22 protein-coding genes are annotated in these 26,130 nt (G+C 37.6%); 21 read left to right on the top strand and 1 reads right to left on the bottom strand.

Annotated features, from left to right (window positions below; all coding sequences use genetic code 11):
- The first annotated feature begins 14 nt into the window (after window positions 1-14).
- From P1K33_RS05150 to P1K33_RS05160, 3 genes are all read left to right on the top strand, one after another.
- Complete coding sequence (locus P1K33_RS05150; RefSeq protein WP_284651821.1) at window positions 15-1,991, top strand: polysaccharide biosynthesis protein; 1,977 nt, start codon at window positions 15-17, stop codon at window positions 1,989-1,991.
- A 128-nt stretch (window positions 1,992-2,119) separates the two neighbouring features.
- Entirely contained in the window at window positions 2,120-2,887 is a 768-nt protein-coding gene (locus P1K33_RS05155) for a polysaccharide biosynthesis/export family protein (protein WP_284651823.1), read from the top strand.
- 4 nt (window positions 2,888-2,891) lie between these two features.
- Window positions 2,892-5,297: an exopolysaccharide transport family protein gene (locus P1K33_RS05160; RefSeq protein WP_284651824.1), complete on the top strand. Its 2,406-nt coding sequence runs from the start codon at window positions 2,892-2,894 to the stop codon at window positions 5,295-5,297.
- Window positions 5,298-5,301: 4 nt separating this feature from the next.
- On the opposite strand, the gene P1K33_RS05165 is transcribed toward P1K33_RS05160, so the two are convergent.
- Window positions 5,302-6,060, bottom strand: coding sequence for a tyrosine-protein phosphatase (locus tag P1K33_RS05165; protein WP_284651826.1), 759 nt, complete (start codon window positions 6,058-6,060; stop codon window positions 5,302-5,304).
- Window positions 6,061-6,177: 117 nt separating this feature from the next.
- Between P1K33_RS05165 and P1K33_RS05170 the strand changes: the two genes are divergently transcribed.
- The 18 genes from P1K33_RS05170 to P1K33_RS05255 all read left to right on the top strand — a co-directional run bounded on the left by P1K33_RS05170 (window position 6,178) and on the right by P1K33_RS05255 (window position 26,127).
- On the top strand, window positions 6,178-7,980 hold the full coding sequence (locus P1K33_RS05170; RefSeq protein ID WP_284651827.1) for an ABC transporter ATP-binding protein: 1,803 nt from the start codon (window positions 6,178-6,180) through the stop codon (window positions 7,978-7,980).
- Between the two features lie 18 nt (window positions 7,981-7,998).
- On the top strand, window positions 7,999-8,913 hold the full coding sequence (locus P1K33_RS05175; RefSeq protein WP_284651828.1) for a glycosyltransferase family 2 protein: 915 nt from the start codon (window positions 7,999-8,001) through the stop codon (window positions 8,911-8,913).
- Between the two features lie 30 nt (window positions 8,914-8,943).
- Window positions 8,944-9,951, top strand: coding sequence for an N-acetylneuraminate synthase family protein (locus P1K33_RS05180; RefSeq protein WP_284651829.1), 1,008 nt, complete (start codon window positions 8,944-8,946; stop codon window positions 9,949-9,951).
- Complete coding sequence (gene neuC, locus P1K33_RS05185; protein WP_284651830.1) at window positions 9,948-11,108, top strand: UDP-N-acetylglucosamine 2-epimerase; 1,161 nt, start codon at window positions 9,948-9,950, stop codon at window positions 11,106-11,108. Before P1K33_RS05180 ends, neuC begins: the two co-directional genes overlap by 4 nt.
- Before the next feature lie 12 nt (window positions 11,109-11,120).
- Window positions 11,121-11,927, top strand: coding sequence for a glycosyltransferase family 2 protein (locus P1K33_RS05190; RefSeq protein WP_284651831.1), 807 nt, complete (start codon window positions 11,121-11,123; stop codon window positions 11,925-11,927).
- Window positions 11,927-12,613, top strand: a complete 687-nt coding sequence (locus P1K33_RS05195; RefSeq protein ID WP_284651832.1) for an acylneuraminate cytidylyltransferase family protein — start codon at window positions 11,927-11,929, stop codon at window positions 12,611-12,613. The genes P1K33_RS05190 and P1K33_RS05195 overlap by 1 nt, the downstream gene beginning before the upstream one ends.
- Complete coding sequence (locus P1K33_RS05200; protein ID WP_284651833.1) at window positions 12,610-13,551, top strand: NAD(P)-dependent oxidoreductase; 942 nt, start codon at window positions 12,610-12,612, stop codon at window positions 13,549-13,551. The genes P1K33_RS05195 and P1K33_RS05200 overlap by 4 nt, the downstream gene beginning before the upstream one ends.
- A 1-nt stretch (window position 13,552) precedes the next feature.
- Window positions 13,553-15,247: an asparagine synthase (glutamine-hydrolyzing) gene (asnB, locus tag P1K33_RS05205; protein ID WP_284651834.1), complete on the top strand. Its 1,695-nt coding sequence runs from the start codon at window positions 13,553-13,555 to the stop codon at window positions 15,245-15,247.
- 1 nt (window position 15,248) lies between these two features.
- Window positions 15,249-16,112 carry an FkbM family methyltransferase gene (locus P1K33_RS05210; protein WP_284651835.1) on the top strand — a complete coding sequence of 288 codons (864 nt, stop codon included), beginning with the start codon at window positions 15,249-15,251 and terminating at the stop codon, window positions 16,110-16,112.
- Entirely contained in the window at window positions 16,113-17,204 is a 1,092-nt protein-coding gene (locus P1K33_RS05215) for an acyltransferase family protein (RefSeq protein WP_284651836.1), read from the top strand. It begins immediately after the preceding gene.
- A 64-nt stretch (window positions 17,205-17,268) separates the two neighbouring features.
- Entirely contained in the window at window positions 17,269-18,666 is a 1,398-nt protein-coding gene (locus tag P1K33_RS05220) for a glycosyltransferase family protein (RefSeq protein ID WP_284651838.1), read from the top strand.
- Window positions 18,667-18,670: 4 nt separating this feature from the next.
- Window positions 18,671-19,234 carry a serine O-acetyltransferase gene (locus P1K33_RS05225; RefSeq protein WP_284651839.1) on the top strand — a complete coding sequence of 188 codons (564 nt, stop codon included), beginning with the start codon at window positions 18,671-18,673 and terminating at the stop codon, window positions 19,232-19,234.
- 14 nt (window positions 19,235-19,248) lie between these two features.
- Window positions 19,249-20,232, top strand: coding sequence for a class I SAM-dependent methyltransferase (locus P1K33_RS05230; RefSeq protein WP_284651840.1), 984 nt, complete (start codon window positions 19,249-19,251; stop codon window positions 20,230-20,232).
- A gap of 4 nt (window positions 20,233-20,236) precedes the next feature.
- Entirely contained in the window at window positions 20,237-21,403 is a 1,167-nt protein-coding gene (locus tag P1K33_RS05235) for a glycosyltransferase family 4 protein (RefSeq protein ID WP_284651841.1), read from the top strand.
- Window positions 21,400-22,929: a glycosyltransferase family 2 protein gene (locus P1K33_RS05240; protein ID WP_284651842.1), complete on the top strand. Its 1,530-nt coding sequence runs from the start codon at window positions 21,400-21,402 to the stop codon at window positions 22,927-22,929. Before P1K33_RS05235 ends, P1K33_RS05240 begins: the two co-directional genes overlap by 4 nt.
- A gap of 1 nt (window position 22,930) precedes the next feature.
- Window positions 22,931-23,932: a glycosyltransferase family 2 protein gene (locus P1K33_RS05245; RefSeq protein WP_284651843.1), complete on the top strand. Its 1,002-nt coding sequence runs from the start codon at window positions 22,931-22,933 to the stop codon at window positions 23,930-23,932.
- A gap of 6 nt (window positions 23,933-23,938) precedes the next feature.
- A complete protein-coding gene (locus P1K33_RS05250) occupies window positions 23,939-25,057 on the top strand; it encodes a glycosyltransferase family 4 protein (RefSeq protein WP_284651844.1) in 1,119 nt (372 codons plus the stop codon).
- Entirely contained in the window at window positions 25,054-26,127 is a 1,074-nt protein-coding gene (locus P1K33_RS05255) for a glycosyltransferase (RefSeq protein ID WP_284651845.1), read from the top strand. Before P1K33_RS05250 ends, P1K33_RS05255 begins: the two co-directional genes overlap by 4 nt.
- Window positions 26,128-26,130 lie beyond the last annotated feature (3 nt).

The following is a 26,130-nucleotide window of genomic DNA, read 5'->3' on the forward strand; positions in this document are numbered from 1 at the left end:
TTTTTGAATAAGCGTTGAGTAACAATAAAGAAAAAAGATATTTATCAGATTTAAGAAACTATTTTTCCGAACTTCAATTTGGATTTAAGTTAGAGAATTTAAGTTATCTGCCCAGATGGATGGTATTGCTTTTGGATATCACCATGATATTTTTAGGCGGATTCATGACTTATTTCATTTTTGACGGGATAAAGCTGAAGTACATCAGATATGAAAATCTTTCCATTTCAACACCGCTCTACTTTTTTGTCAATATTTTTTTCTTTTGGATTTTCAGAACCTATTCAGGAGTCATAAGACACTCATCACAAGTTGATGCCTTAAAATTATTTTTCTCGCAGTTTTTCTCTATTGCGGTTTTAATATCAATCAATTATTCCGCGTTTATTTATTGGAATAATAAGTTTTTCCTAACCACCGGATTGGTGATAAACGGAATAATATCCTTTTGTTTCTTATTCTTTTACAGAATAGTGGTGAAGTATACTTTTGAACATTATTTTAATAATAAAAATACAGACAACCTCACCAAAGCCTTGATCTTCGGGTCTGATGTGAATGCGATTGCTTTGGCCAACTCGCTGCAGTCAGAATCTCCAAAACGATTTAAAGTGATTGGGTTCATGGATAAGTCTGCCCAAAACACAACGAAGAGGATTCATAATTTACCGATTTTTACCGGGAATGTAATCACAGTTTTGAGAACAATGGATGCCGATGCCCTGATATTTGCCGATAAATCCATTTCAAAAGATGAGCGTTCCCAAATCATTGAAGATTGTTTGGAATACAATTTTAAGGTATTTACCATTCCGCTTTTAAATGATTTAGAAGACCAAAAAGAAATCTCCAAAAAGATTAAAAACTTCGAAATTCTTGATTTGTTGGAGCGTAAACCAATCGTTTTAGACAACAATTCAATCTCGAAGCAGTTGCATAACAAAACCATTTTAGTGACCGGTGCTGCCGGTTCCATCGGAAGTGAAATTGTGCGCCAGGTGATTTTGTTTAAGCCTAAAAAGATTATTGTTTTAGATCAGGCTGAAACTCCATTGCACAATCTTAGCCTGGAAATTTCCAGTTTGGATCCGGACGTGGAAACCATCAATATCATTTCCGATATTAAGAATATTGACGAAGTAGAACAGGTTTTCATAAAGCACAAGCCGGAAGTGGTTTACCATGCTGCCGCTTATAAGCATGTACCATTGATGGAAGAGAATCCGGCACAGGCGATTTTGAATAATGTTATGGGAACCCGAAATTTAGCCGATTTGTCTGCAAAGTATAATGTCAAAAACTTTGTAATGGTTTCTACGGACAAAGCGGTAAATCCGAGTAATGTTATGGGTGCCAGCAAGCGAATTGCCGAAAAATATGTACAGTCACTGGATTATAAATTAAAGAATGAAAACCCTAAAAACTGTACCAAGTTCATCACCACCAGATTCGGAAATGTACTTGGCTCCAACGGTTCTGTAGTTCCTTTGTTCACCAGGCAAATTCAGGCCGGTGGTCCCATTACCATTACACATCCTGAAATCATCCGATATTTTATGACTATTCCGGAAGCGTGCCAGTTGGTTTTGGAAGCCGGAGCAATGGGTCAGGGCGGAGAAATTTATATTTTTGATATGGGTCAGCCGGTTAAAATTATTGATTTGGCTAAGAAAATGATTCGTTTAGCTGGATTTACGCCCGATAATGAAATCAAAATCAAGATTATCGGACTCAGACCCGGTGAAAAATTATATGAAGAATTACTCAATGATACTTCAAAAACTTTACCGACACACAACACCAAAATTATGATTTCGCAAGACGAGTTTCATCACCATGATGATTTAAACAGTTCAATAAATTTACTGATTGAAACTGCTAAAGTCAAACCGAATCACACGATTGTGTCCAAAATGAAAAAAATAGTTCCCGAATACAAGAGCCTGAATTCTGTTTATGAAGCATTGGATAATGTCAATGTGAAAAATTAGTTCTTGCAGCTTCTTTACACAAACTACTAATAAATCTTTATATTACAATATGATTTATAAAATCATATTGTAGATTTGCAATCTTAAAATATTAGTTGATTTAATAATAACTCACAAATTTCTATAAAATGATTAAAAAGTTATTGCTCTTTATAATAGTGTCAATTCTTTTGGTTTCCTGCGCCAACAAAAAAGATATTTTATATTATCAAGACATACAAAATAATTCCCAAGACCAAATTAGCTATTTATCCAGTAATGTTCAGATTAATGACATATTGTATATTAAGGTTTCGGCCATTATACAGGAATCAGCTGATCCGTTTAATATTACCAACAGCAGCAACGGAAATGGAAATGTCAATATAGAATCGTATAAAATTCAGGGATACTTGGTTTCACAGGAAGGAAACATCATTTTCCCGTTATTGGGTAAAATCAATGTTGTTGGAAAAAGTACCGACGAAGTTCAGGATTTATTGGCTAAAAGGCTGATTGATTTTGGCTATATCAAAGAGCCGACAGTAAGTGTTAGAATCATCAATAGCAAGGTAACGGTTCTGGGCGAAGTTAAGCAACCGGGTACTTATGCTTTTGACGAACAGAATATCTCTCTAAACCAAGCCATTGGTTATGCCGGCGACTTAACAATTAATGGGGTTAGAAAAGATGTTTTGCTGATAAGAGAAGTAAATGGAGTGAGAACTTATATTCATTTGGATCTGACTTCTTCTAACTGGTTTAATAGTCCGTACTATTACGTGAAGCAAAACGATATCATTATTGTAAATCCAAATGGACCTAAAATCATGGCTTCCGGTTATTTGAATAGTATAGGAACAACTTTAGGGATAGTTTCCTTTGGAATTACTGTATATTTATTGTTAAAAAACTAATTCGATGGAAAATCTTCATTTTGAATCCCAAAGGGATGAGAACAATCTAAATGTCATCAGTCAAATATTCAGATACGTAAGATTTTGGTATTGGTTTTTATTATCGGCCTTGGTTTGCCTTCTAATTGTCAATTACTATTTGAACCATACGTTGCCTATTTATGAGACCAAAGCCAATATCAGAATCATCGATGATTCCAAAAACACCTTTGTGCTGCCGAATTCCGGCTTTACAGGAATCGGTAAGTCAAAAGTCAATCTTGACAATCAAATTGAAGTTTTAAAATCCCATAGGTTAGTTGAACAGGTAGCCAGAAGTCTCGATTTGACGACCCAGTATTATTCCATAGGGTATTTTAATAATGTCGAAATCTGGAAAAACAGGCCTTTTGCCATTACATGGTTGGATTCGTCCTTGAACATGGAAGACAAAAATATTTCGTTTGATATTGAAATTGTAGATGGAGGTTATAAACTTGTCAATTCAACTGATAGCGATAAAATCTACAATTTTGGTACTATTCAAAAGATTAAGGGAGTTCCTTATAGGTTAGACCTTCAGGTTGGCGCCAAGTTAAACAAATTGCAAGAGAAAAAATACTCGATTCGTCATATCCCAATCAACACTTTAGTGATTGGACTGTCAAATAGTTTGACGATTGTCAACAGCAATGAGAACTCTGACATCCTAAACATATCTATTTCGGGCGGAAATAAAGACAAATCAGAAGCCATACTAAACCAATTGATCAAACAGTTTGACATAGATGGTTTGAACGACAGAAGATTGGTTTCTGAAAGAACGATTGAGTTTGTCAATGACCGTTTCAGATCTTTGGAAAGAGAATTGGATTCCATAGAATCTAACAAAGCCAGTTATAAGCAAAGCAACGAACTGACTTTCATTGAAGCCGATGCTTCTACAGCAACTTCAGGAAAAATTACATCCAATAACGATGTTTTTGCGACGGAAACCCAAATTGAATTATCCAAACTTTTGGAACAAACGGTAAGATCAGATAAGAAACTGAATTTGCTTCCGACAAACTTAGGTGTTAGCAATGGTAATGTTAATGGCTTAATTGCAGATTTTAACACTGTCGTTTTAGAACGTGACCGATTTTTGGTTAGTGCAGGAGATAACAATCCTAAAATCAGAATCCTTAACAGTAAATTGATAGAACTTCAAAGAAACATTTTAGAATCTATCAAAACCTATCAGCAGGAGTTGCAAACTTCGCTTTCCCAAAATAATTTCATCAAAAGAACAAACACTCAGAAATTTAGCGCTATTCCAATTAATGAGAAAGTCCTGAATTCCATAGAAAGACAGCGTGCGATTAAAGAATCGTTGTATATCCTTCTTTTGCAAAAAAGAGAAGAAGCAGCGGTGAATTTGGCGATTACATCTTCTTCATTGAAAGTGGTTGATTATGCGATGACCAATGCAGCGCCAATTGCACCAAAAAGAGGCGCTTTTTATTTAGGTGCATTGCTTATCGGTCTTTTGATCCCTTTTCTGATTATTTACACAGGATTCTTGTTGGATGATAAATTGCATACCAAAGAAGACATTCTGAAACTGACCAAAAACAAAATCATTCTTTCTGAAGTGCCACACATTGATTCTGAGGTGAAACTAACCAGTGTCAATGACAGGTCTTTGTTGGGAGAAACCTTTAGGATTTTAAGAACCAACCTGACCTATATTTTCCCGTTGCAAAAGGAAAAATCAGGTCAGACATTAATGGTAACTTCAACCATCAAAGGAGAAGGAAAAACGTTTACCGCATTGAATTTATCGATTTCCTTTTCGATAATGAACAAAAAGGTTTTATTGATTGGAGCTGATATGCGTAATCCTCAGTTGCACAATTACCTGAATGTTAAAAAGAATGACAAAGGATTGCAAAACTATCTGCACGATATGTCAATCGATTGGCACTCAATTGTTAAGAAAAACATGAACGGAATTGAGAATCTGGATATCATCATGTCGGGTGTAATTCCGCCAAACCCTGCAGAATTACTTTCTAACGGAAGGCTTGAAACCTTAATTGCGGAAGCTAAAAAAGAGTACGATTACATCATCGTTGATACGCCGCCAACATTATTGGTGACCGATACACTGGTTATTTCTCATCTTGTTGATACAACGTTATACGTTGTAAGAGCCGACTTTACGCCTAAAAATATCTTGGAGTTCTCAGTAGATTTGAGCAATAGAGGCAAACTGAAAAACATGGCTTATGTCATTAATAACGTAGGTTCTAACTATAAAGGTTATGGAAGAGGTTATGGTTACAAATACAGTTATAGCTATGCTTATGGTTATGGTTATGGCTATGACAATGAAACCGAAGGTAAAAAGTCATTCTTAAAACGAATTTTATCCATCTTTAAAAAATAAGGATTTAGAAATCAAAAAAAGAATTGTTCTGGAAAGCAGATTTTAAAAAATCATGGTTTTTCAGGACAATTTTTTTTTGCATAAACTCCAAATGTCTCGCGTGGTGAACATCTGAGCCCACAAAATCAATCAGTTGTTCTTTTAATAAAAGATCTGAAATCCTGGCAACACGCTGACCATAATAACCTGTTGTGGAAAGCATGTTCAATTGAAAAAGACAACCGGCTTTCTTTAATTTTTTGTACTTCTCAATGGAATGATGGTAAAAGCCATAACGTTCAGGATGTGCCAAAACGGGTTGGTATCCGGCAATTTGAAGCTCAAACAGGATATCATAAAGTTGTATCGGCGGATTTAAATAGGATATTTCAACAAGAACATAGTTTTCCTTTAAAGTCAGTAATTTTTCATGAATAAAAAGCTCCCTGAACTCTGAATCAATCATGTATTCTGCAGCTGCTTTGAAATTATGCCCAATCTCAGGTACAGTTAACTCTTCTATGGTATTTTTTAATTTGTCTTCAATTTGCGTTCGGGTATTTTGCCATACTTCGCCCATCACGTGCGGTGTGGTGATAAACTTGGTAATGCCCATTTGCTTCATGCCTTCAATGAGCGTTGCAGTATCTTCAATACTCGCAGCACCATCATCAATACCGGGAAGTAAATGGGAATGTATATCGATGTGATTGTTTGGAATTAAATCACATAAAAATGGCTTGTTTCTTTGGAAGAAAATCAAAATATGGAATCTTTTATACAAAAATAGATTATTTTTTTTAATAAAATTGTCGTTTTCTTTTTCTAAATTTGGAAACCAATTGCAAGTCACGAACCGGTAATGAATACCTGAAATGGCTTGATAATTATCAATCTAAAAATGATTAAGAGAAAGGCGATACAATTTCTAAAAACTAATTTCGAACATCTGTTTTTTTTTTACAGCTATCTAAAAACTAAACTTTTATACGTTGTTCTTTTCAGTTTTTTTGTAAGTCTGCTCGATGCATTGAGTCTGTCAATGTTCATTCCGCTTTTTGAAGTCGCTTCCCAAAGTGCCAATGCGACCAATAGCAACAAGCTAAGTCATTACTTTGTTTCCTTTTTGGAACTGCTCAATTTATCGCCAACAATTAACAGCGTGCTGTTTTTGATGGTTTTCTTTTTTGTGCTAAAAGCAGTTTTCAGGTATTTGGATGTGTATTTCAGAAATTTAGTCAATTCCTATTTTGTAAAAAAGATAAGAATCGAACTGTTGAATTTGATTTCAAACCTTAAGTATTCCAAATTCATCTCCACCGATTTAGGAACCATTCAAAACTCACTGACCACCGAAGTAGTCAACGTGAACAATGCCTACACGCATTATATATCGGTGATTCAAAACTCCATTTTTATCATTGTTTATATTTCAATGTCTTTTTGGGTCAATTCTAAATTTACCCTGATCATTATTTTTGGTGGTTGGATTTCCAAAGTTTTGTTCCAAAGATTCTACAGCAACTCCAAAGCATTGTCTTTCTCCATTGCCAATAAAAATGGGATGTTGGCCAGTCTTTTGATGCAACAGGTAAATAATTTCAAGTATTTGAAATCAACGGCGACGATGCCGATTTACTCCAAAAAACTGGAAGAATCAATCGTCGAAATTGAAGATGACCAATTAAAAATCGGGAAAATCAGCGCCAGGGTTTTATCCATCAGGGAACCTATTGTTGTTTTCTTTTTGGTGATTGCCATCTTTGTTCAGGTGAATGTTATTGGCGGTACCTTGAGTTCTGTTTTACCAAGTTTACTGTTCTTTTACAGGGCTTTTAATAGCCTTATGAGCGTGCAGTTGAGCTGGACGGCATTCCTGAAATATGTTGGTTCTGTTCAACACATCACCGAATTTAAAACCCAACTCAGATCTGAAGCCGAAAATTTAAGAGGCAATCAGTTTAATGGTTTTACCAATGAGATTAAGTTTGACAATGTTTCTTTTGAATATTCAAGCGAAAGCAAAGTATTGGACGATATCAACTACACGATTAACAAAAATAAAACCATTGCCATTGTAGGGAAAAGTGGTTCAGGAAAAACCACTTTTGTCAATCTGCTGTCGGGATTGTTGGTGCCAAACCAAGGCCAGATTCTCATCGATAATGTGAGTTTGGATAGCTATAACATCAACACATACCGAAGTAAAATCGGATTGATTTCACAGGAAACAGTTGTTTTTAATGATACTTTATTTAACAATGTGACGTTTTGGTCACAGAAAAACGAACATAATTTAGCAAAATTCAAATCGGTAATCGAAAAGGTTGACCTACAGGAGTTTTTAGAAAGAAGCAATTCCAAAGAAGATATCATGCTGGGAGATAACGGTGTTGTGATGTCCGGCGGTCAGCGGCAACGACTTTCCATTGCCAGGGAATTATTCAAAGACACTGAAATCCTAATCCTTGACGAAGCCACTTCGGCCTTGGATTCCCAAACTGAAAAGCTCATTCAGGAAAGTATAGACAGGATAAAAGGTTCATTAACCATCATTATTATTGCCCACAGATTGTCTACCATCAAAAGTGCAGACACTATTCTTCTGTTGAAAAATGGCCGAATTGACGCAGAAGGCAACTTCCAGGATTTGGTCAAAAAATCACCTGTTTTTTCCAAAATGGTAGAATTACAAGAGATTTAAGCCTTAAACTTTTTCCAAATGTCGCTACAAAATCCAAAGGTTTCCGTTTTAATCTCTACCAAAAACCGTTGCGAAGACTTGCTTTTCTCATTGGGAAAGGTGATGCCCCTGCTCAATGAAAATGTTTCCTGCCTTGTTTTTGATGATGGTTCAACTGATGGCACTTGTGAAAAAGTAAGACAGCAATTTCCCCAAATTACATTGCACAGAAATGAAACTTCGAAAGGGTATATGTATTGCCGCAATCGAATGCTTAATGAAACCGAAGCGGATTATGCCATTTCACTCGATGACGATGCGCATTTCCTGACTCAGAACCCAACAGAAATTATAACCCGTTTTTTCTCTGAAAACCCAAATTGTGGCTTAATCGCCGCCCGGATTTTTTGGAGTAAAACGCCGCCGGACAATCAACAAAGTGATGATGTGACTCAAAAAGTAAAGAGTTTTATTGGTTGTGGACACGTTTGGCGGATGAAAGCCTGGCGGGAAATTCCCAATTATCCGGAATGGTTTGAATTTTACGGAGAAGAAAATTTTGCTTCCTTCCAATTGTTTAAAACCAAATGGGAAGTGCAGTATGTTCCCGATATTTTAGTCCAGCATCGCGTTGACTTAAAGGAAAGAGCCAATGACAATAGTGCTTTTGCCTTTCGTTACCGAAGAGCGATTCGCGCCGATTGGTATACTTATTTTTTGTTTTTTCCTTTGTCTGTGATTCCAAAAAAGCTGGCTTATTCGCTTTGGATGCAGGGCAAAACCAAAATTTTCAGAGGCAATTTCAAGGTAATTCCACCTTTGTTTTTAGCCATAATCGATTTGTTTTTGGCCATGCCAAAATTGATTAAACACCGAAACGCACTAACTTCAGAAGAATATGCCGCTTACGGCAAATTAAACGAGGCAAAAATATATTGGAAACCGGAAAAATAGTTATTTTTACTTCCATTACAATCGATTTTGATGAACAACAAACCCTATTTAATTGCCGAAATTGCACAAGCTCACGAAGGTAGTTTGGGAATTCTGCATTCCTATATCGACGCGGTGGCCAAAACCGGAGTTCAGGCGATTAAGTTCCAAATGCACATCGCCGAAGCCGAAAGCAGTATTCATGAACCGTTTCGTGTCAAATTCTCCAAAGAAGATGCAACGCGTTATGATTATTGGAAAAGAATGGAATTCACGCTTGAGCAATGGAAAGGAATCAAGCAGCATTGTGATGAAGTTGGTTTAGATTTCATCTGTTCGCCATTCAGTAATCTAGCTGTAGATTGGCTGGAGGAAGTTGGAATTCACACCTATAAAATAGGCTCAGGTGAAGTCAATAATTTTCTGTTATTGGAAAAAATTACCCAAACCGGAAAACCAATTATTATCTCCTCAGGCATGAGCAGTTTTGCCGAATTGGACAAAACGGTTGATTTTTTGAAAAGTAAAAAATCCCAATTTTCGATATTGCAATGTACCACCGCATATCCGACAAAACCCGAGCAATACGGACTCAATGTCATAACCGAATTAAAGGCAAGATATAATGTGCCGATTGGTTTTTCAGACCATTCAGCTAAAACCGCTACCGGAATTGCCGCTGTGGCTTTGGGCGCAGAAATTTTAGAATTCCATGTGGTTTTTGACCGCTCGATGTTTGGCCCCGATGCGATAGCATCGCTGACTTTAGAAGAAACAAAACAATTGGTGGAAGCAGTGAATGAGGTTCACTTGGCGCAAAACCATCCGATAGATAAAAACAGCAATGACAATTTCAGGGAACTCAAATCCATCTTTGAAAAATCATTGGCTATCAATAAAAATTTACCACAAGGACATGCCATTACGTTTGCCGATTTGGAAAGTAAAAAACCAAAAGGTTATGGTATTTCCGCAGCCGATTTTGAAAAAGTAATCGGGCGACAACTGAATAGCAATAAGTCCCAATGGGATTTTTTGAATGAAGAAGATTTAGCATGAGTACAACCCGAAAAATAGCTGTCGTTATCACAGCAAGACCATCTTATAGCCGAGTTAAAACTGTTTTGACTGCTATCAAAAAGCATCCCGAACTCGAGTTGCAGCTTATCGTTGCGGCTTCCGCTTTGCTCGACAGATATGGAAGTGCGGTGAATTATATTGAAAAAGACGGTTTCGAAATTGCCGCCAAAGTGTTCAACGTACTGGAAGGCGAAAACCTTACCGCTGCAGCGAAAACCACCGGAATCGGAATACTCGAACTCTCAACAGTTTTTGATAATCTTCGCCCGGATATTGTGGTAACGGTTGCCGACCGATTTGAAACGATGGCTACCGCGATTTCTGCTTCCTATATGAATATTCCTTTGGCACACATTCAAGGTGGCGAAGTAACCGGAAATATTGATGAGAAGGTCAGACATGCCATTACCAAATTAGCCGATTATCATTTTGTGGCTTCCGAAAATGCCAAGCAAAGAGTGATTCAGTTGGGTGAAAATGCCCAAATGGTTTTCAATACCGGTTGCCCTTCGATTGACATTGCACAGGAAGTGGCTAAAAATAACGCACTCACTTTTAATCCGTATGAGAAATATGGTGGCGTTGGTTCGCAACCCGATTTGAGCAACGGTTACATCGTGGTGATGCAGCATCCTGTGACCAATGAATATCAGGATTCCCGAAAACACATCGAAGCAACATTGAGAGCGATTCAAAAAATAAACAAGCCAACGCTTTGGTTTTGGCCTAATGTTGATGCCGGAGCCGATGGAACTTCTACCGGAATCCGTTCATTCCGTGAAAAATATAAAATGGAAAACGTCCATTTCTTTAAAAATATGGAAGGTGATGATTTCCTAAACCTGTTGCATTCTTCGCTTTGCCTTGTAGGCAATTCGAGCGTAGGCATCAGGGAATGTGCTTATCTTGGCGTTCCGACCATCAATATCGGTTCACGTCAAAATCGCCGTGACCGTGGGGAAAATGTAGTCGATGTGACTTACGATGAAAATGAAATTGTTGAAGCAATCACCAGTATTTTGAACCAAAACAACAGGGCAAAATCGGATGTATATGGCGGTGGCGATGCCGGAATCAAAATAGCGGAACTGCTCAAAAAATTGCCGTTGCAGTTCCACAAAACGATTACTTACTAAATACAGCCTGTCATGATATCCATTCTGATCAGAAATAAAAATGAAGCCAGGTATTTAGACAAAACCCTAAAAAGCATCAGCAATCAGCAGTTCACGGTTCCATATGAAATCGTATTTATTGATGATCATTCTACAGACAATTCGGTAGAAATTGCCCTTAAATACGGATGCAAAGTTGTTGAACTCGATAGAAAATTTAGTTATGGTTATGCACTCAACTTCGGAATCCAACATTGCAGTTATGAAATTGTGTTGTTGTTGAGTTCGCATAATATCCTTTTGTCGAATGATTTTTCGGCCAAATTGGTTTCCTATTTTGAAGATGAAAAAGTAGCCGGAGTCCGATGTACGCCGGTGGCGAATGGCAAGCAAATAGAACAATCACTCTATGATATCGTAAAACTCAATGCGGAGAATTATGACCATTCAAAAGATTGGCCTAATCTGTTAGTTGCCAATTGTTCCGCAGTCCGCAAAAGTGTGGCTGAAAAAATCAAGTTTAATGAAACCATACGATCGAATGAAGAAAAGCTCTGGTGTTTGGATGCCTTCAAAAGCGGTTATACCATTTATTCCAATGTTCCATGTTATTTCATTTACAACAAAATAAACAAATTGGATACAGTCATTCGGGATACCATTTCTAAATATCAGGTTGACGGCATAGCACCAACATCAACGGCTTCCTTTATTTTTAACGTTTTTAAATCAATTCCGTGGGCGATAAAAATAGCTTTTGAGACTTGGTATACCAACATTAGGGTAAAGTATAATTTTTTCCTAATTCCTTTCAAACACAAAAAAGGCAATTATAAATAATGAAAAATAAAGTTTTAGTCATCATTCCGGCCCGCGGCGGTTCAAAAGGCGTTCCCAAAAAAAACATCAAATTATTGGGAGATAAGCCTTTGATTGCGCATGCGATTGATTGTGCTAAAGATTCGACTAAAACCACAAAAATAATTGTAACCACAGATTCTGAAGAAATTGCGGAAGTAGCCCAAAAATACCAAAGCGAAGTTATCCTCAGACCGGCAGAACTGGCAGATGATACCAGTAATGTGGTTACGGCAGTGGAACACGTTTTGCAAAATGTTGGTGAATCATACGATATCATTGTGTTACTCCAGCCGACATCGCCTTTGCGAACCGGTCAGGATTTAGACAACGTAATCACCATTTTAGAAGAAAATAATGCGGTTGACGCTGTCATCAGCGTGGTACCATTGGATGATTTGCATCCGGCAAGAATGTATAATATTATTGATCAAAAGTTGAGTTCTTTTGTTACCAACGGAGAAACGTTGAGAAGACAGGATTTACAACCGGTGTATTACAGAAATGGTTGTTTTTATGCCATAAGAACCAATGCTTTTCTCAAAGAGAAATCTTTTATGGTAGCTAACAAAATGCCTTATGTAATGGACACAGAATGGTTGGCCAATATCGACTCGCCAAGAGATTTTAAAATAGCAGCCGTGCTTTACGAAGAATGGAAAAAATGAAAATTCTAATCACCGAATCACAGGATTTTAGCCCAAAAGCGATTGCCGAACTTCAAAATCATTTTGAAGTGGTTCAGCATGATTTTAATTCTCAGGAAGAATTGGTTGCCGAAATGGGTGATGCTGACGTTTTGTTTGTCCGACTTCGGTTTAAAATGACCAAAGAAATACTCCAAAAAGCACCGAAACTAAAATACATTTTAACTGCAACAACTGGCTTAGACCACATAGACACCGCTTATTTTGAAACTTGCGGTGGAAAAGTGATTTCGCTCAAAGGTGAAGTTGATTTTTTAGGTTCGATTCCATCGACAGCCGAACATACCTGGGCTTTGTTGCTGGCTTTGTTGAAAAGAATTCCGTCGTCATTCACCGATGTCAAATCGGGAAACTGGAACCGGGATAACTTTAAGGGCAATAACCTTCGCGGCAAAAAAATCGGTATTCTCGGTTTGGGCAGAGTAGGCAAACAAGTCGCTCATTTTGCTGAAGCTTTCGGAATGAACGTTGGTTATTTTGATGTTATCTCCCAAACCAATACTTATAAAAACTTTTCAAATCCGCAGGAAATGTTTGCCTGGGCAGATATTGTCAGCATTCATATTCCGTACAATGCGGATAATGAAAACTATGTAAATGAGGAATTGTTGCAACATTGCCAGTCTAATGCTATTTTAATCAACACTTCCCGTGGGAATGTATGGGATGAAAAATGCGTAGCCAAACTAATTCGGGAAAACAAAATTGCAGGCTTGGCCACAGATGTTTTGCAGAATGAATTTGACAAGGAGAATATCGCTCAAAATCCTTTAGTGCAATTGGCCCAAAATGGATTTAACGTAATCATTACACCTCATATTGCCGGTGCTACTTATGAATCGATGGCCATGACCGAAGATTTTATAGCGGCCCAATTTTTAAAAATAATTACCCTATAGTATGTGTGGAATCGTCGGAATCATAGGCCAGAAAGCCAGTCAGCAAGCCATATTGAAAATGCTCGAAGCCCAAAAGCATCGCGGTCCCGATCATACAGATCATTGGGTCAAGGATAATACCGTAGCGTTTGGACACAACCGGTTGAGCATAATCGATTTGTCTGAAGGTGCAAATCAGCCTTTTTTTAGTGATTGCGGTAATTATATCATGATTTTCAATGGAGAGATTTACAATTACCTCGAATTGCGAAAATCACTTCAGCCAAAATATATTTTTAAGACACAATCAGACACCGAAGTTTTACTCAATGCTTACCGTGAATGGGGCGAAAAGTGTTTGGAGCAATGCAATGGGATGTTTTCTTTTGCCATCTGGAATATCAGAGAACAATCGCTTTTTGCGGCCAGAGACCGATTTGGCGTAAAGCCATTTTATTATTTTTTTGACCAAAATAATTTCTGTTTTGCTTCAGAAATCAATACCATTTTCGCTTCCGGTGTGGCTAAAGTTCCAAACGACAAGGTTTGGCTCAATTTCTTTTCCGAAGGCAGTTACGGATTACCCAATGAAACGTTCTGGGCGAATGTGCAACAGCTTGAAGCCGGGCATTTCCTAACGTTGACCAATCAAAAACTGCAAATCAAGAAATGGTATTTCTTTGAAGAGCAGATTGCCAAATGGCAAAATCATTTTGAACAAAACGAAGAAGAATACATCACCAATCTGTTGCTCAAAGCCATCAATCTGCGTTTCAGGGCGGATGTTCCTGTAGGATTTAATTTGAGCGGTGGTTTGGATTCGAGTACGCTTTTGGCTTTGATTGACCAACAGGATATTGACAAATCGGCTGTGGAAGCTTTTACTTTTATCACCCACGATGACCGATATGATGAATTGCCATGGGTGAAATCAATGTTGGAAAAACGACCTTATCATTTGAATATTTGTCCGCTAACCGCTAATGAAATTCCGGATTTGGCGTTGAAAATAGCCCAACATCAGGCAGAACCTTATGGCGGAATTCCAACCATTGCCTATTCCAGGATTTTTAAAACGGCTGGCGAAAAAGGCGTCAAGGTTTTACTAGACGGTCAGGGTTCAGATGAGGCCTGGGCAGGTTATGATTATTATATCAACAATTCGCAAAGTACGATTCAGGGCGTTCATAAATCGCCGTTTAGAGCTAATGTCCTGGATGGAGATTTTGCCAAAAATTACAGCAAAACAAATTACCCGAAACCTTTTGAAGACGGACTGTTAAATCTTCAATACCGAGATTTATTCTGCACCAAAATCCCAAGAGCATTGCGCTTTAATGACCGGGTTTCGATGTTATACGGAACGGAGTTGCGCGAACCGTTCCTGGATTATGAATTGGTGGAATATGTTTTCAGCAGGCCAACGGCTTTTAAAATCAAAAATGGCATTCAAAAATGGATGTTGCGAAAAATAGCAGAGAAGTTTCTGGAAAAAGACTTAGTTTTAGCCCCGAAAAGACCTTTGCAAACACCACAACGGGAATGGCTTTCCGAGGATTTGAAAGATTGGGTAACTGCTGAAGTAAATCAACTAAAGCAGCACCAATGGTTCAATAAGGCAGAATTAGAATCGGAACTGGATAAATTTTTCAAAGGCGATAACCAAAGTAGTTTTCATATATGGCAATGGATAAATGCCGCTCAATTATTAAAATAACATGCAAAAATTAACCCAACTTAACAGATTAGATTTAAGCAACAAATTACTGATTTTGAAGTATTTGCTTAAACGTGGTTTGCGTTTGAAAACTACAGAAAATGAGCGATTGGTCAACGAATATTATTTCCATCTGATTCGGATGAATGGCTATTTGAAGGAAGACAATCCAAAGGATTTTGTGGCCCATTATCCCAATTTTAACGCCACCATCAAATTAAGAAAAAAACCTTCGAGTGATTTGAATGTCTTCAGTCAGGTGTATGAATATAAAGAATACCAACCGGTAGTGGAAGTTTTCAAAAAGAATTTTCCATCGGTTTCAAATTTGAATTTTATCGATGCCGGAAGTAATGTAGGCCTGACTTCAGTTTATTTTTCTAAATTTTTCCCCGATTCCAAGTACATCAATATTGAACCGGATACGTCCAATTTTGAAACCATGTCTTTTAATCTTTCCACCAATGGCATTCAGTCTGTTGAGAAAGTCAAAGGTGGTGTTTGGAGTACGAATTCCTATCTGAAAATCGTAAGTGATTTTCGCGATAAGAACGATTGGTCATTCCGGGTGGAAGAAACGCAGGAACCAACGGATTTAAAGGCTTTTTCGATTAATCATTTGATCGAGAAAAATGATTTTCAGCACATTGACATTCTCAAGATAGACATTGAAGGTTCGGAAAAAGAAGTGCTTACTTCTCCTAAAGCGGATGTTTCCTATTTGGCCAAAACCAAATGCATTGCCATCGAAATTCATGACGAGTTTGATTGCAGGGAAGCCATTTATGATGTATTGAAAAAATACAATTTCGAATTCTTCAACTCAGGAGAATTAACCATCGGTATTAACCAAAGCTTGCTGTAAATGCAGTCAGTCAGTCGTTTAAGGGAATTGGATTTTTTGCGTGGCATCGCCATTCTTTTGGTGTTTTTCAGGCATCAGTATCTGTTCGATTTCTTAAAAACGATAGGCTGGATTGGAGTTGATTTATTCTTTGTCATCAGTGGTTTTTTGGTTTCGGGATTACTGTTTAAGGAATACCGAAGGTTTGGCTCCGTCAATGCCAAACTCTTCCTCATCAGAAGAGGTTTTAAAATTTATCCGATATTTTATCTTTCTTATGTACTATATGTCATTCCCAGGGTTCTAATGAACAAACTGGATTTGGAGAAAGTCTTCTATGAACTGACTTTTACCCAAAACTACGCTTTGGGCTGGGGCTATGCTTATAGTGCCAGCTGGTCATTGGCGGTCGAAGAACATTTTTATTTTGGTCTGGCATTGCTTTTATGGCTGATTTTCAACAAAAGAATCATGCGGTTTGAAATGGTTCCCAACAGGTTTACTCTTTTTGAAAAATCAATAGTAGCGATTTTGATTATAGTGCTGGGCATGCGACTGTGGGCTAATATCGATGTGATAGAGAATGAAGCACTTCATATAACAATGACCCATTTGCGGATTGATTCACTACTTTTCGGGGTTTTATTGTCCTATTGGTATTATTTCAGGAAAGAACAATTGACAGAGTTGTTTAAGAAAAATCAAAGCATTCTAATGATTGCCGCTTTACTGATGCTTTCCTTTACGCCGTTTTATGACCTTATGACTTCTTATTTCGTAAAAACTGTTGGATTTACTTTGCTCTATTTGGCTTTTGGAATTGTCTTGCTTTATTTTCTTTTGAATGAGAATATCAACCATAGACTGAACCGTCTGTTTTCAGCCCGTGTTGTTGATTTTGTTAGCAAAATAGGCTATTGTTCTTATTCAATTTATATCATTCACACTTTTGTGATTCTTTATTGTGATGCATTTCTGGCGCCAATAAATCCTTATCTGCTCACGGTGATCACTTTTACCATTACGATGATTTCCGGTTTTATCATGACCTTCAAAATCGAAAAGTTATTTTTGAATTACAGGGATAAATATTATCCAAGCCGAACAATTTAGCCCGCATTTACTTTCATATTAACTCTAAAATAGAGATATTTGAGACTTCAATTGAAAACTAAGAATGCAAAACAAAAAAATATTTATACTGCTTCCTGATGGTGTTGGCTTGAGAAATTTTTCTTTTACAAATTTTCATGAAATTGGTCAGCAAAAAGGGTTTGACATTACTTTTTGGAACAATACGCTTTTTAACTTAACGGAGCTGGGCATCAAGGAGATAAACATCCAAAATGCCAAGTCTCATCCGATGACGGATATCCTAAAAAATGCCCAGATTCAGATTGAACTCAACCTCAATATCAAAAGGTCAAAAGATACCATTTACAATTTTTACCGATTTCCGTTTTCTTATTCCAATTTAAAATCGGCACTCAAAAGCACTTATAAAAACAGTTTGATTTTTTGGAACAATTCCGAAAAAGGATTGGAACGAATCCGCAAGCGCATTGTACAAAGTGAAAGAAAAACCAAATTGTATTTTGACAGCTTGGAAACCTTAAAAGCAGAAAAACCAAAACTTGTTTTTTGTACCAATCAAAGGACAATGTTGGCCGTAGCTCCAATATTAGCTGCTCAGGACTTGGGAATTCCAACGGCTACGTTTATTTTTTCATGGGACAATTTGCCCAAAGCGACCAAGATTGTTGAAACTGATTTTTATTTTGTCTGGAGCAATCACATGAAAAATGAGTTACTCTTTTATTATCCGCATATCAAGGAGAATCAGATTAGGGTAACCGGCACGCCGCAGTTTGAAACCCATACCCAAAAAGAGCTGTTGCTCACCAGAGAAGCTTTTTTTAGAGAATATAATTTAGATTTAAACAAAAGATACATTTGTTTCTCAGGAGATGATATTACCACTTCACCCAATGACCCGCAATATCTTACCGATACGGCTGAGGCGGTGATTAAGCTAAATGAAAAAGGATACAATTTGGGTATCATTTTCAGAAGATGCCCTGTTGATTTTTCCAACAGATTTGATGCAGTGCTGTCCAAATACAGCCATATTATCACGGCAATTTCACCTAAATGGGAGAAAAAAGGCGAAGCATGGCACGATATTTTGCCGACTAAAGAAGACTTAGTACTCCAAATGAATACTATTTTTCATACGGAGTTGGTGGTAAATTTAGGCTCATCAATGGTATTTGACTATGTTTCTTTTGACAAGCCTTGTTGTTATGTCAATTATGATGTGCCTAATAGTCAATTTCCGAAGTGGACTGTAAATAATATTTATAAATTTATACATTTCAGATCGATGCCAAGCAAGGATGCTGTTTTGTGGATCAACAAACCGGATGAAATAGAATCCTGTCTTGAAAAAATTATGACCAATCAGGCGGAGGAAGTGATTGCCAATGCTAAAAAATGGTTCGAAAAAATCAATCAGCATCCACCAAAAATGGCTTCTGAGAGAATTTGGACCGCAATAGAAGAAATTGCAAACTAAGAAAATGGGGAAAGAAATACTCTTATCTGATTACAAACGCTATGGATTTCACAAAATCTCCATCGGTGTTTTATTGGATGTTTTTATTCTCAGACCCATTCCCGGACTCAAATTCATGACCATTTTCCGTATGGTGCAACGCTACAGAAGAAGCAACAGATTGTTGTTTTATTTTTATTTTCTGTGGTGGCGACGATTGCGTGTAAAATATGGTTTTGATATTTCCTATAGAACCCAAATCGGGAAAGGACTTTATATTGGTCACTTTGGAAGCATCGTGATACACGGTGACAGCATCATCGGGGATAATTGCAATATTTCTCAGGGAATTACCATCGGGGTGAGCAATTATGGTTCCAAAAAAGGTGTGCCAACAATTGGTAACGAAGTTTTTATTGGTCCCAATGCCGGAATTTTTGGCAACATTACCATTGGAAACAAAGTCACTATCGGCGCTAATGCAGTAGTAACAGACGATATTCCCGATAACAAAACAATCCTGCCGGCAGCCACAGTAATTATCGATAAAGATTTATCGGAATACTATATTCAAAACAAAGCCAACTAATTATATTGAACATCATGTCATACCAATCTTTATTGCCTTTATTACAAAAAACAGGTAGTTCCTTGTCTCCTGAAAAATTCCAGGAACGGATCAATATAGTATTTCATGATTTTGAAGCCGGACATTACGATGCCATGCACACCGATATGTGGGGAAGTTTACAGGAGCAAATCAACCTATTGATTGCCGATTTGTTTTCGCATCACAAACCGCAAAGTAACGAACTCAGCCTGCTCGACATTGGTTGTGGCACCGGATTGAGTTCGCAGATTCTGTTAAATTCCCAATTAGGCCAGCATATCAACAAAGTTACGCTGTTGGATACTTCACCCAATATGTTGAAATACGCCGAGCAAAAAGCCAAAACCTGGGGAAAGGAATACAAAACCAGAAATGGCTATTTGGCAGATGTCAACGAAAAGTTTGATGTCATCATCATCAGTTCGGTGTTGCACCACATTCCCGATTTAGAAGCTTTTTTAAATCAAGTAGACAACGCTCTGAATCAAGGTGGAATCCTGATACATATTCAGGATCCAAACGGTGATTATATCAATACGACTGAGTATCTGCAAAGAAAAGAGGAATATGAAAAAGTGATTGATGCCTTACCAAAAAATAAAAAAATCACCGATTTTATTCCGAAACCATTGTTGAAATCCATTAAGCGAATGCTGAATCGAAAAGATTATATCGACTTAATCAACGACCAGTTATTGGCAGAAAAAACGATTAAAAGACGCATGACTGCCAATGAAATCTGGACCGTAACCGATATTCATGTGGAAACCAAGACCGATTCGGTTAACAAAGGAATTTCATTGGAATTTTTGAAGAAGCAATTGACCGGTTTTGAATTGCTCCAAATGCGTTCGTATGGTTTTTATGGTTTTCTGAAAAGTGATTTAATCGACAGTTATAAAGAAAAAGAAGCCCAATTCATTGCCGAAAACAATGTCAATGGTAGAAATATATCCTGCATTTGGATGAAAAAATAGCCTGATGAAAATAGCCTTTCTAACTTCAGAATATCCGCATGCCAGAGCCAATTTTGCCGCAGGCATTGGTACGAGTATCATGAATTTGAGTAAAGGTTTATTACAGCAGGGACACGAAGTGGTGATTGTGCTTTACGGACAGGATAAAGATGAAACCTTTCAGGACAACGCTATCACTTTTTACAAAATCAAAAACATAAAACTCAAAGGTTTTTCCAGGATATTAACCCAGAAGAAAATCCAAAAGTTACTCAATGCTTTGGTCAAAGAAGGTAAAGTAGATTTGGTTGAAGTTCCCGATTGGACCGGTATCAGTTCCAATATCAAACCCAATTGCCCTTTGGTGATTAAACTCCACGGAACCGATACTTATTTTTGCCATCTCGACAATCGTCCGGTAAAATTCATCAACAAACTTCGTGAAGAAAAAGCCTTGAAAAAAGCCGATGCGTGGCTTTCGGTAAGCCAATATGTTGCCAAAGTCACCAAGGAATTATTTTCATTGTCCAATGATTTTACAGTCATTCCCAATGGTATCGATTTGGAGCAGTTTTCCCTACGCAATGACCAGCAAAGCGCTCAGGAAAACACCATTTTATACTTTGGAACACTCATCAGAAAGAAAGGCTTACTCGAATTGCCTTTGATTTTCAATGAAGTTTACCAACAGAATAACCAAGCCAAATTAATCCTCATCGGACGCGACGCTTCGGATATAATTTCCGGAAATGCCTCTACCTGGTCCATGATGCAGACCTTATTCGATAAGGAAGTGTTGCCCAATGTGAATTATCTGGGTAGCGTTCCTTACGACCAAATCAAAGTACATATCAATGCAGCTACAGTTTGTGTTTTTCCCACTTTTGCCGAAGCACTTCCGGTTTCCTGGATTGAGGCGATGGCGATGCAAAAAGCCATTGTGGCTTCCAATATCGGTTGGGCAACCGAAGTGATTGATGACAACAGTAACGGATTTTTAGAACACCCGAAAGCGCATTCCGACTATGCCAAAAAAATAGTGACATTGCTCGAAGATGAAAATTTGAGAAAGCAATTTGGCGCCAAAGCCAAAGAAAAAGCGACTCAAAAGTTCAGCATTGAAGTCGTAGCCAGACAAAGTGCCGAATTTTACCAAAGGATTTTGAATGATTATAAGCAAAAAGAATCATGATTGTCCTCTATCACAACCAATCCAAGATAACTGCAATCGTTTCTACTACGGGCGAAAGTCCCAATGGAGTGAATCGAAATAGTACCGCTGTTTTACTGGAGTTGGCCCAGAAATTTCAAAACGAAATATTGGTTTGGTGTCACGAAAGTCAGCGAGATAATCTGAATATTGAAGCTATTGAAGGTTTGTTTCACCATCACAAATTTATGTTTTCATTGGCTAACGATTATCTTGGCCGGGAATTGGGTTATGTTGAAGATTCACCGTTTATAAAAGTCAATAAAACGGTTCGTTATGCCACCTGGCAAATGAGCAGTCACGTTGGCGCCGTTCATGCTTCGGTTCTCATCGCTTGTAAAAGGGATTTGAAAATCGAGAAAGATTTTGACTATTTCCTCAATTCATTGGCCAAAAGAGCTATTGCTTTTGGGTTATTGTGTTACTCTGAGCCCAAATTGCTGAAAGACAAATCAATTACGACTGAAAAGCCGAAATCCAACCTGTCAACACTGTTTAAATTTACCAAACAACATTATAAAACACGCTGGATTTTCCTTATGTTTTTCAACCTGTTGGTGTATGAAAAGCGATTTCCGTTTTTTGCATTACTCGCGTCCTTATTTTATCCGAAACGGACTTTTAACCCAACACGATTGAACCAAATTGATTTGGTTTCAACCCGGAAAATCATTGAAAACGGAACGATTGATGTCCTGATCCCGACCATCGGGAGAAAGGATTATTTGTTGGCAGTGTTGCATAATTTGGCGTCACAAACTTATTTGCCGACCAATGTTATTATTGTTGAACAAAATCCTGAAATCGGCAGCATTTCCGATTTGGATTTTATCCAAAGTGAGACTTGGCCATTCAAGATAAAACATCACTTTACACACCAAGCCGGAGCCTGTAACGCCAGAAATATAGGTTTAGATTTGGTAGAAAGTGAGTTCTGTTTCTTTGCCGATGACGATATTGTTTTTGAAAATGATTTGCTCGAAAAGGCGATGGCGTCTTTTCAGCATACGGGCAACGAAGTTTTTTTAGTGGCTTGTCATTTGAAATCACAAAAAATAGCACCCGATAAGCCAAAGCAATTTACTGTTTTCGGTGCCGGACATGCTTTTGTGAAATCTTCCTGTGTGAAAGATTTGCGGTTTAAGATGGGCTACGAATTTGGTTTTGGCGAAGACAATGATTTCGGGATGCAGTTGCGTCTCAAAGGCTTTGATATTTTGTATATTTCCACTTCGGAAATTTTGCATTTAAAAGCGCCAATCGGAGGTTTCAGAACCAAACCAACATTGCGTTGGCAAGAAGAAATTATTCAGCCTAAACCGTCGCCAACCGTGATGTTGTTTAGGTTATTGTATGATTCCAAAGAACAGTTGTTGAGCTATAAAACCACACTTTTCTTTAAGATTTTCAATAAAAACTTTTTCATAAATCCGTTTGGGTATATAAAAACATTCAGGCAGAAATGGGACAGAAGTGTTTTTTGGGCCGAAAAGTTAAAAGAGGAATAACATGAATTTCACCTTAATCATCTGTACTTATATGCGACCGAATCCTTTGCTGAAGCTATTGGAATCGGTCAAGCTGCAGACTGTTTATCCCAATGAGATTCTGATTATTGATGGTTCAACCAGTCCTGAAACCGAAGCTGTTCTAAAACAAAATCCGTTTCAAAACCTTCATTACTTTTTGGTAACCGATAAAGACAGAGGTTTGACCAAGCAGCGAAATTTTGGCATTGCTAAAACAGCCGACACGGCCGATATTATTTGTTTTTTGGATGATGATACGATTTTGGAATCCAATTATTTTGAAGAAATATTAAGAGCTTATGAGGTTCATCCAGAAGCGTTGGGCGTTGGCGGTTTTATTACCAATGAAGTGGTTTGGGAAAAGGTTTCTGAAGATTATAAACCAACGATTGAAGAGTTTTTCTATGATGGTTGGAAGAAAAAAGATGGCAGTCGTTTTGTCCTAAGAAAGAAATTGGGATTGGACACAGATACAAAACCTGGTTTTTTACCCGAGTTTTCCAATGGAAGGAGCATCAGTTTTTTACCGCCAACGGGCAAGATTTATGAAGTAGAACAGTTGATGGGCGGCGTTTCCTCGTTTCGGAAATCGGTTTTTGAAAGTTTTTCCTTTTCGACTTATTTTGAAGGTTACGGTTTGTATGAAGATGCCGATTTTACCTTAAGGCTTTCCAAAACAGGAAAATTATTTGTCAATACCAACGCACGTTTAGGGCATTATCACGATGAATCCGGTCGGCCAAATAAATACAGTTATGGCAAAATGGTGGTGCGAAACGGCTGGTATGTGTGGCGCGTGAAATATCCAAACCCATCATTAAAAGCAAGGTTTAAATGGAATGCCATCATATTATTATTGACATTCATCAGATTTAGCAATATATTTACCACTAACAAACGCAAAGAAGCTTTAACCGAATTTTGGGGAAGATTGGTTGGATGGATGAGTTTGTTTTTCAATCAACCTAAAATTGAATCCTAAACGATAATGACCTTTTGTATCATCACACATGTGGCTCACGGCAACCAGAGCGGGGAATATTTTGCCTATTCACCCTATGTGAGAGAGATGAACATTTGGGCCAAATATGTCGATAAAATCATCTTGGTCGCACCGCTGAATCTGGAGCAAAAAACTTCGATTGACATTGCGTATGACCATCATAACATTGATTTCAGAAAGGTGGCCTCTTTCCACTTTTTGTCGCTGACATCCGCTTTCAAAACCCTATTGGCCTTACCCCGAATTGCAGCTGAAATCTATAAAGCCATGAAACAATCGGATCATATTCACTTGCGATGCCCGGGAAACATGGGATTGTTGGCTTGCTTGATTCAGATTTTATTTCCCAGCAAACCCAAAACGGCAAAATATGCAGGAAATTGGGATTTAAAAGCAAAGCAACCGTTGAGTTATCGCCTGCAAAAATGGATTTTGCGCAACACATTCCTGACCAGGAACATGCAGGTTTTGGTCTATGGTGAATGGGAAAACAGCACCAAAAACATCAAGCCTTTTTTTACGGCGAGCTATTTTGAAAAAGATAAAATTCAGGTTAGCCCAAGAGTATTAACCGGTAAAATTTCGTTTGTTTTTGTGGGAACACTTTCCAATGGGAAACAACCTTTATACGCAGTACAACTGATTGAGCAACTGTATAAAAAGCAGTATGATGTTGAATTAAGCATTTTCGGAGAAGGCGTAGAACGGGCAAGTTTAGAGAGTTATATCACCAAAAATAATTTGGAGAGTATCATTTTTTTAAAAGGAAATCAAAATCAGAGCGTGATTAAAGAAGCCTATATCAAAAATCATTTTGTAGTTTTACCATCCTTGAGTGAAGGTTGGCCAAAAGTCATAGCCGAAGGCATGTTTTGGGGTTGTTTGCCTATTGCTTCGAGAGTTTCCTGCGTTCCCAATATGTTGGATAACGGAAACAGAGGTTTGCTTTTGGAAATGAGATTAGCCAATGATGTTGACCAAATTGAGTCTGTGCTACAAGACAATAATTTGTACCAAACCAAAGTCGGGAATGCCATTGACTGGTCAAGACACTATACTTTAGATATTTTTGAGACCAAAATTAAACAGCTTTTGCAATCATGAGAATAGTGCAGATTATAGATTCCTTAGAAGTTGGCGGTGCCGAAAAAATGGCGATCAATTATGCCAATGCACTTTCGAAAAGGATTACTTTTTCGGGTTTGGTTGCTACCAGAGCGGAAGGGCATCTGAAAAGCCAATTGAATGATTCGGTTTCGTATTTATTTTTGAAAAAGACAAAAACGCTTGATTTTGCTGCGGCTTTTCGATTAAAACAATATTGCAGGGAAAACAAGGTTGATTTTCTTCAACCGCACAGTAGTTCTTATTTCATTGCGTTATTAGTCAAAATAATTTACCCAAAAGTTCAAATCATCTGGCATGATCACAACGGACTGAGCGAGTTTATCAGCACCCAAAAATCATTGGTGCTCAAAATGGCTTCGTTTTTTTTCAAGGGCATTATTGTGGTGAATTTCAAACTGAAAAATTGGGCTGAAAAAGAACTGAATTGTAAGCAGGTTATCTATCTACCCAATTTCACCAATGATGTTTCAACGGTATCAGTAGAGACGCAATTGAAAGGTATTGAAGGCAAACGCATTTTGTGTTTGGCCAATTTAAGAGATCAAAAAAATCATTTTTTATTGCTTGAGATTGCGGGCAAATTAAAAAAATCGCATCCGGATTGGAGCTTCCATTTGGTTGGAAAAGACTTTGAAGATGACTACTCCAGGCAGATTCATGAACTGATCATCAACAGGGAATTAGAAAGCCATGTTTTTATTTATGGTTCTAAAAATGATGTGGTGAATATCATTAATCAATCAAATTTAGCTATATTGACCTCAAAATCAGAAGGATTGCCTGTGGCGTTAATTGAATATGGATTGTATAAAAAACCTGTTGTATCCACCAATGTGGGTGAAATTCCGTTAATCATTAAAAACGGAAGCAACGGATTTATAGTTGGCGTACAGGACGTAGAAGCCTTTTATGATGGTCTGTTGCAACTGATAAACGATGAAACGTTGAGAAAACAATTTGGAGAAGCATTACATCAAACCATAGTTGAAAACCACTCGGAAGAAGGCGTTATGACGAAATATTTAAATTGGATTAAAGGGTTGTAAGGC

The organism is Flavobacterium terrisoli, assembly GCF_030167905.1.
Lineage (GTDB): Bacteria > Bacteroidota > Bacteroidia > Flavobacteriales > Flavobacteriaceae > Flavobacterium > Flavobacterium terrisoli.

Excerpts from the sequence above, each read along its gene's own strand:
- P1K33_RS05155 (WP_284651823.1), top strand. The coding sequence starts at position 2,120 with ATGATTAAAAAGTTATTGCTCTTTATAATAGTGTCAATTCTTTTGGTT.
- P1K33_RS05160 (WP_284651824.1), top strand. The coding sequence starts at position 2,892 with ATGGAAAATCTTCATTTTGAATCCCAAAGGGATGAGAACAATCTAAAT.
- P1K33_RS05170 (WP_284651827.1), top strand. The coding sequence starts at position 6,178 with ATGATTAAGAGAAAGGCGATACAATTTCTAAAAACTAATTTCGAACAT.
- P1K33_RS05175 (WP_284651828.1), top strand. The coding sequence starts at position 7,999 with ATGTCGCTACAAAATCCAAAGGTTTCCGTTTTAATCTCTACCAAAAAC.
- P1K33_RS05180 (WP_284651829.1), top strand. The coding sequence starts at position 8,944 with ATGAACAACAAACCCTATTTAATTGCCGAAATTGCACAAGCTCACGAA.
- neuC (WP_284651830.1), top strand. The coding sequence starts at position 9,948 with ATGAGTACAACCCGAAAAATAGCTGTCGTTATCACAGCAAGACCATCT.
- P1K33_RS05190 (WP_284651831.1), top strand. The coding sequence starts at position 11,121 with ATGATATCCATTCTGATCAGAAATAAAAATGAAGCCAGGTATTTAGAC.
- P1K33_RS05195 (WP_284651832.1), top strand. The coding sequence starts at position 11,927 with ATGAAAAATAAAGTTTTAGTCATCATTCCGGCCCGCGGCGGTTCAAAA.
- P1K33_RS05200 (WP_284651833.1), top strand. The coding sequence starts at position 12,610 with ATGAAAATTCTAATCACCGAATCACAGGATTTTAGCCCAAAAGCGATT.
- asnB (WP_284651834.1), top strand. The coding sequence starts at position 13,553 with ATGTGTGGAATCGTCGGAATCATAGGCCAGAAAGCCAGTCAGCAAGCC.
- P1K33_RS05210 (WP_284651835.1), top strand. The coding sequence starts at position 15,249 with ATGCAAAAATTAACCCAACTTAACAGATTAGATTTAAGCAACAAATTA.
- P1K33_RS05215 (WP_284651836.1), top strand. The coding sequence starts at position 16,113 with ATGCAGTCAGTCAGTCGTTTAAGGGAATTGGATTTTTTGCGTGGCATC.
- P1K33_RS05220 (WP_284651838.1), top strand. The coding sequence starts at position 17,269 with ATGCAAAACAAAAAAATATTTATACTGCTTCCTGATGGTGTTGGCTTG.
- P1K33_RS05225 (WP_284651839.1), top strand. The coding sequence starts at position 18,671 with ATGGGGAAAGAAATACTCTTATCTGATTACAAACGCTATGGATTTCAC.
- P1K33_RS05230 (WP_284651840.1), top strand. The coding sequence starts at position 19,249 with ATGTCATACCAATCTTTATTGCCTTTATTACAAAAAACAGGTAGTTCC.
- P1K33_RS05235 (WP_284651841.1), top strand. The coding sequence starts at position 20,237 with ATGAAAATAGCCTTTCTAACTTCAGAATATCCGCATGCCAGAGCCAAT.
- P1K33_RS05240 (WP_284651842.1), top strand. The coding sequence starts at position 21,400 with ATGATTGTCCTCTATCACAACCAATCCAAGATAACTGCAATCGTTTCT.
- P1K33_RS05245 (WP_284651843.1), top strand. The coding sequence starts at position 22,931 with ATGAATTTCACCTTAATCATCTGTACTTATATGCGACCGAATCCTTTG.
- P1K33_RS05250 (WP_284651844.1), top strand. The coding sequence starts at position 23,939 with ATGACCTTTTGTATCATCACACATGTGGCTCACGGCAACCAGAGCGGG.
- P1K33_RS05255 (WP_284651845.1), top strand. The coding sequence starts at position 25,054 with ATGAGAATAGTGCAGATTATAGATTCCTTAGAAGTTGGCGGTGCCGAA.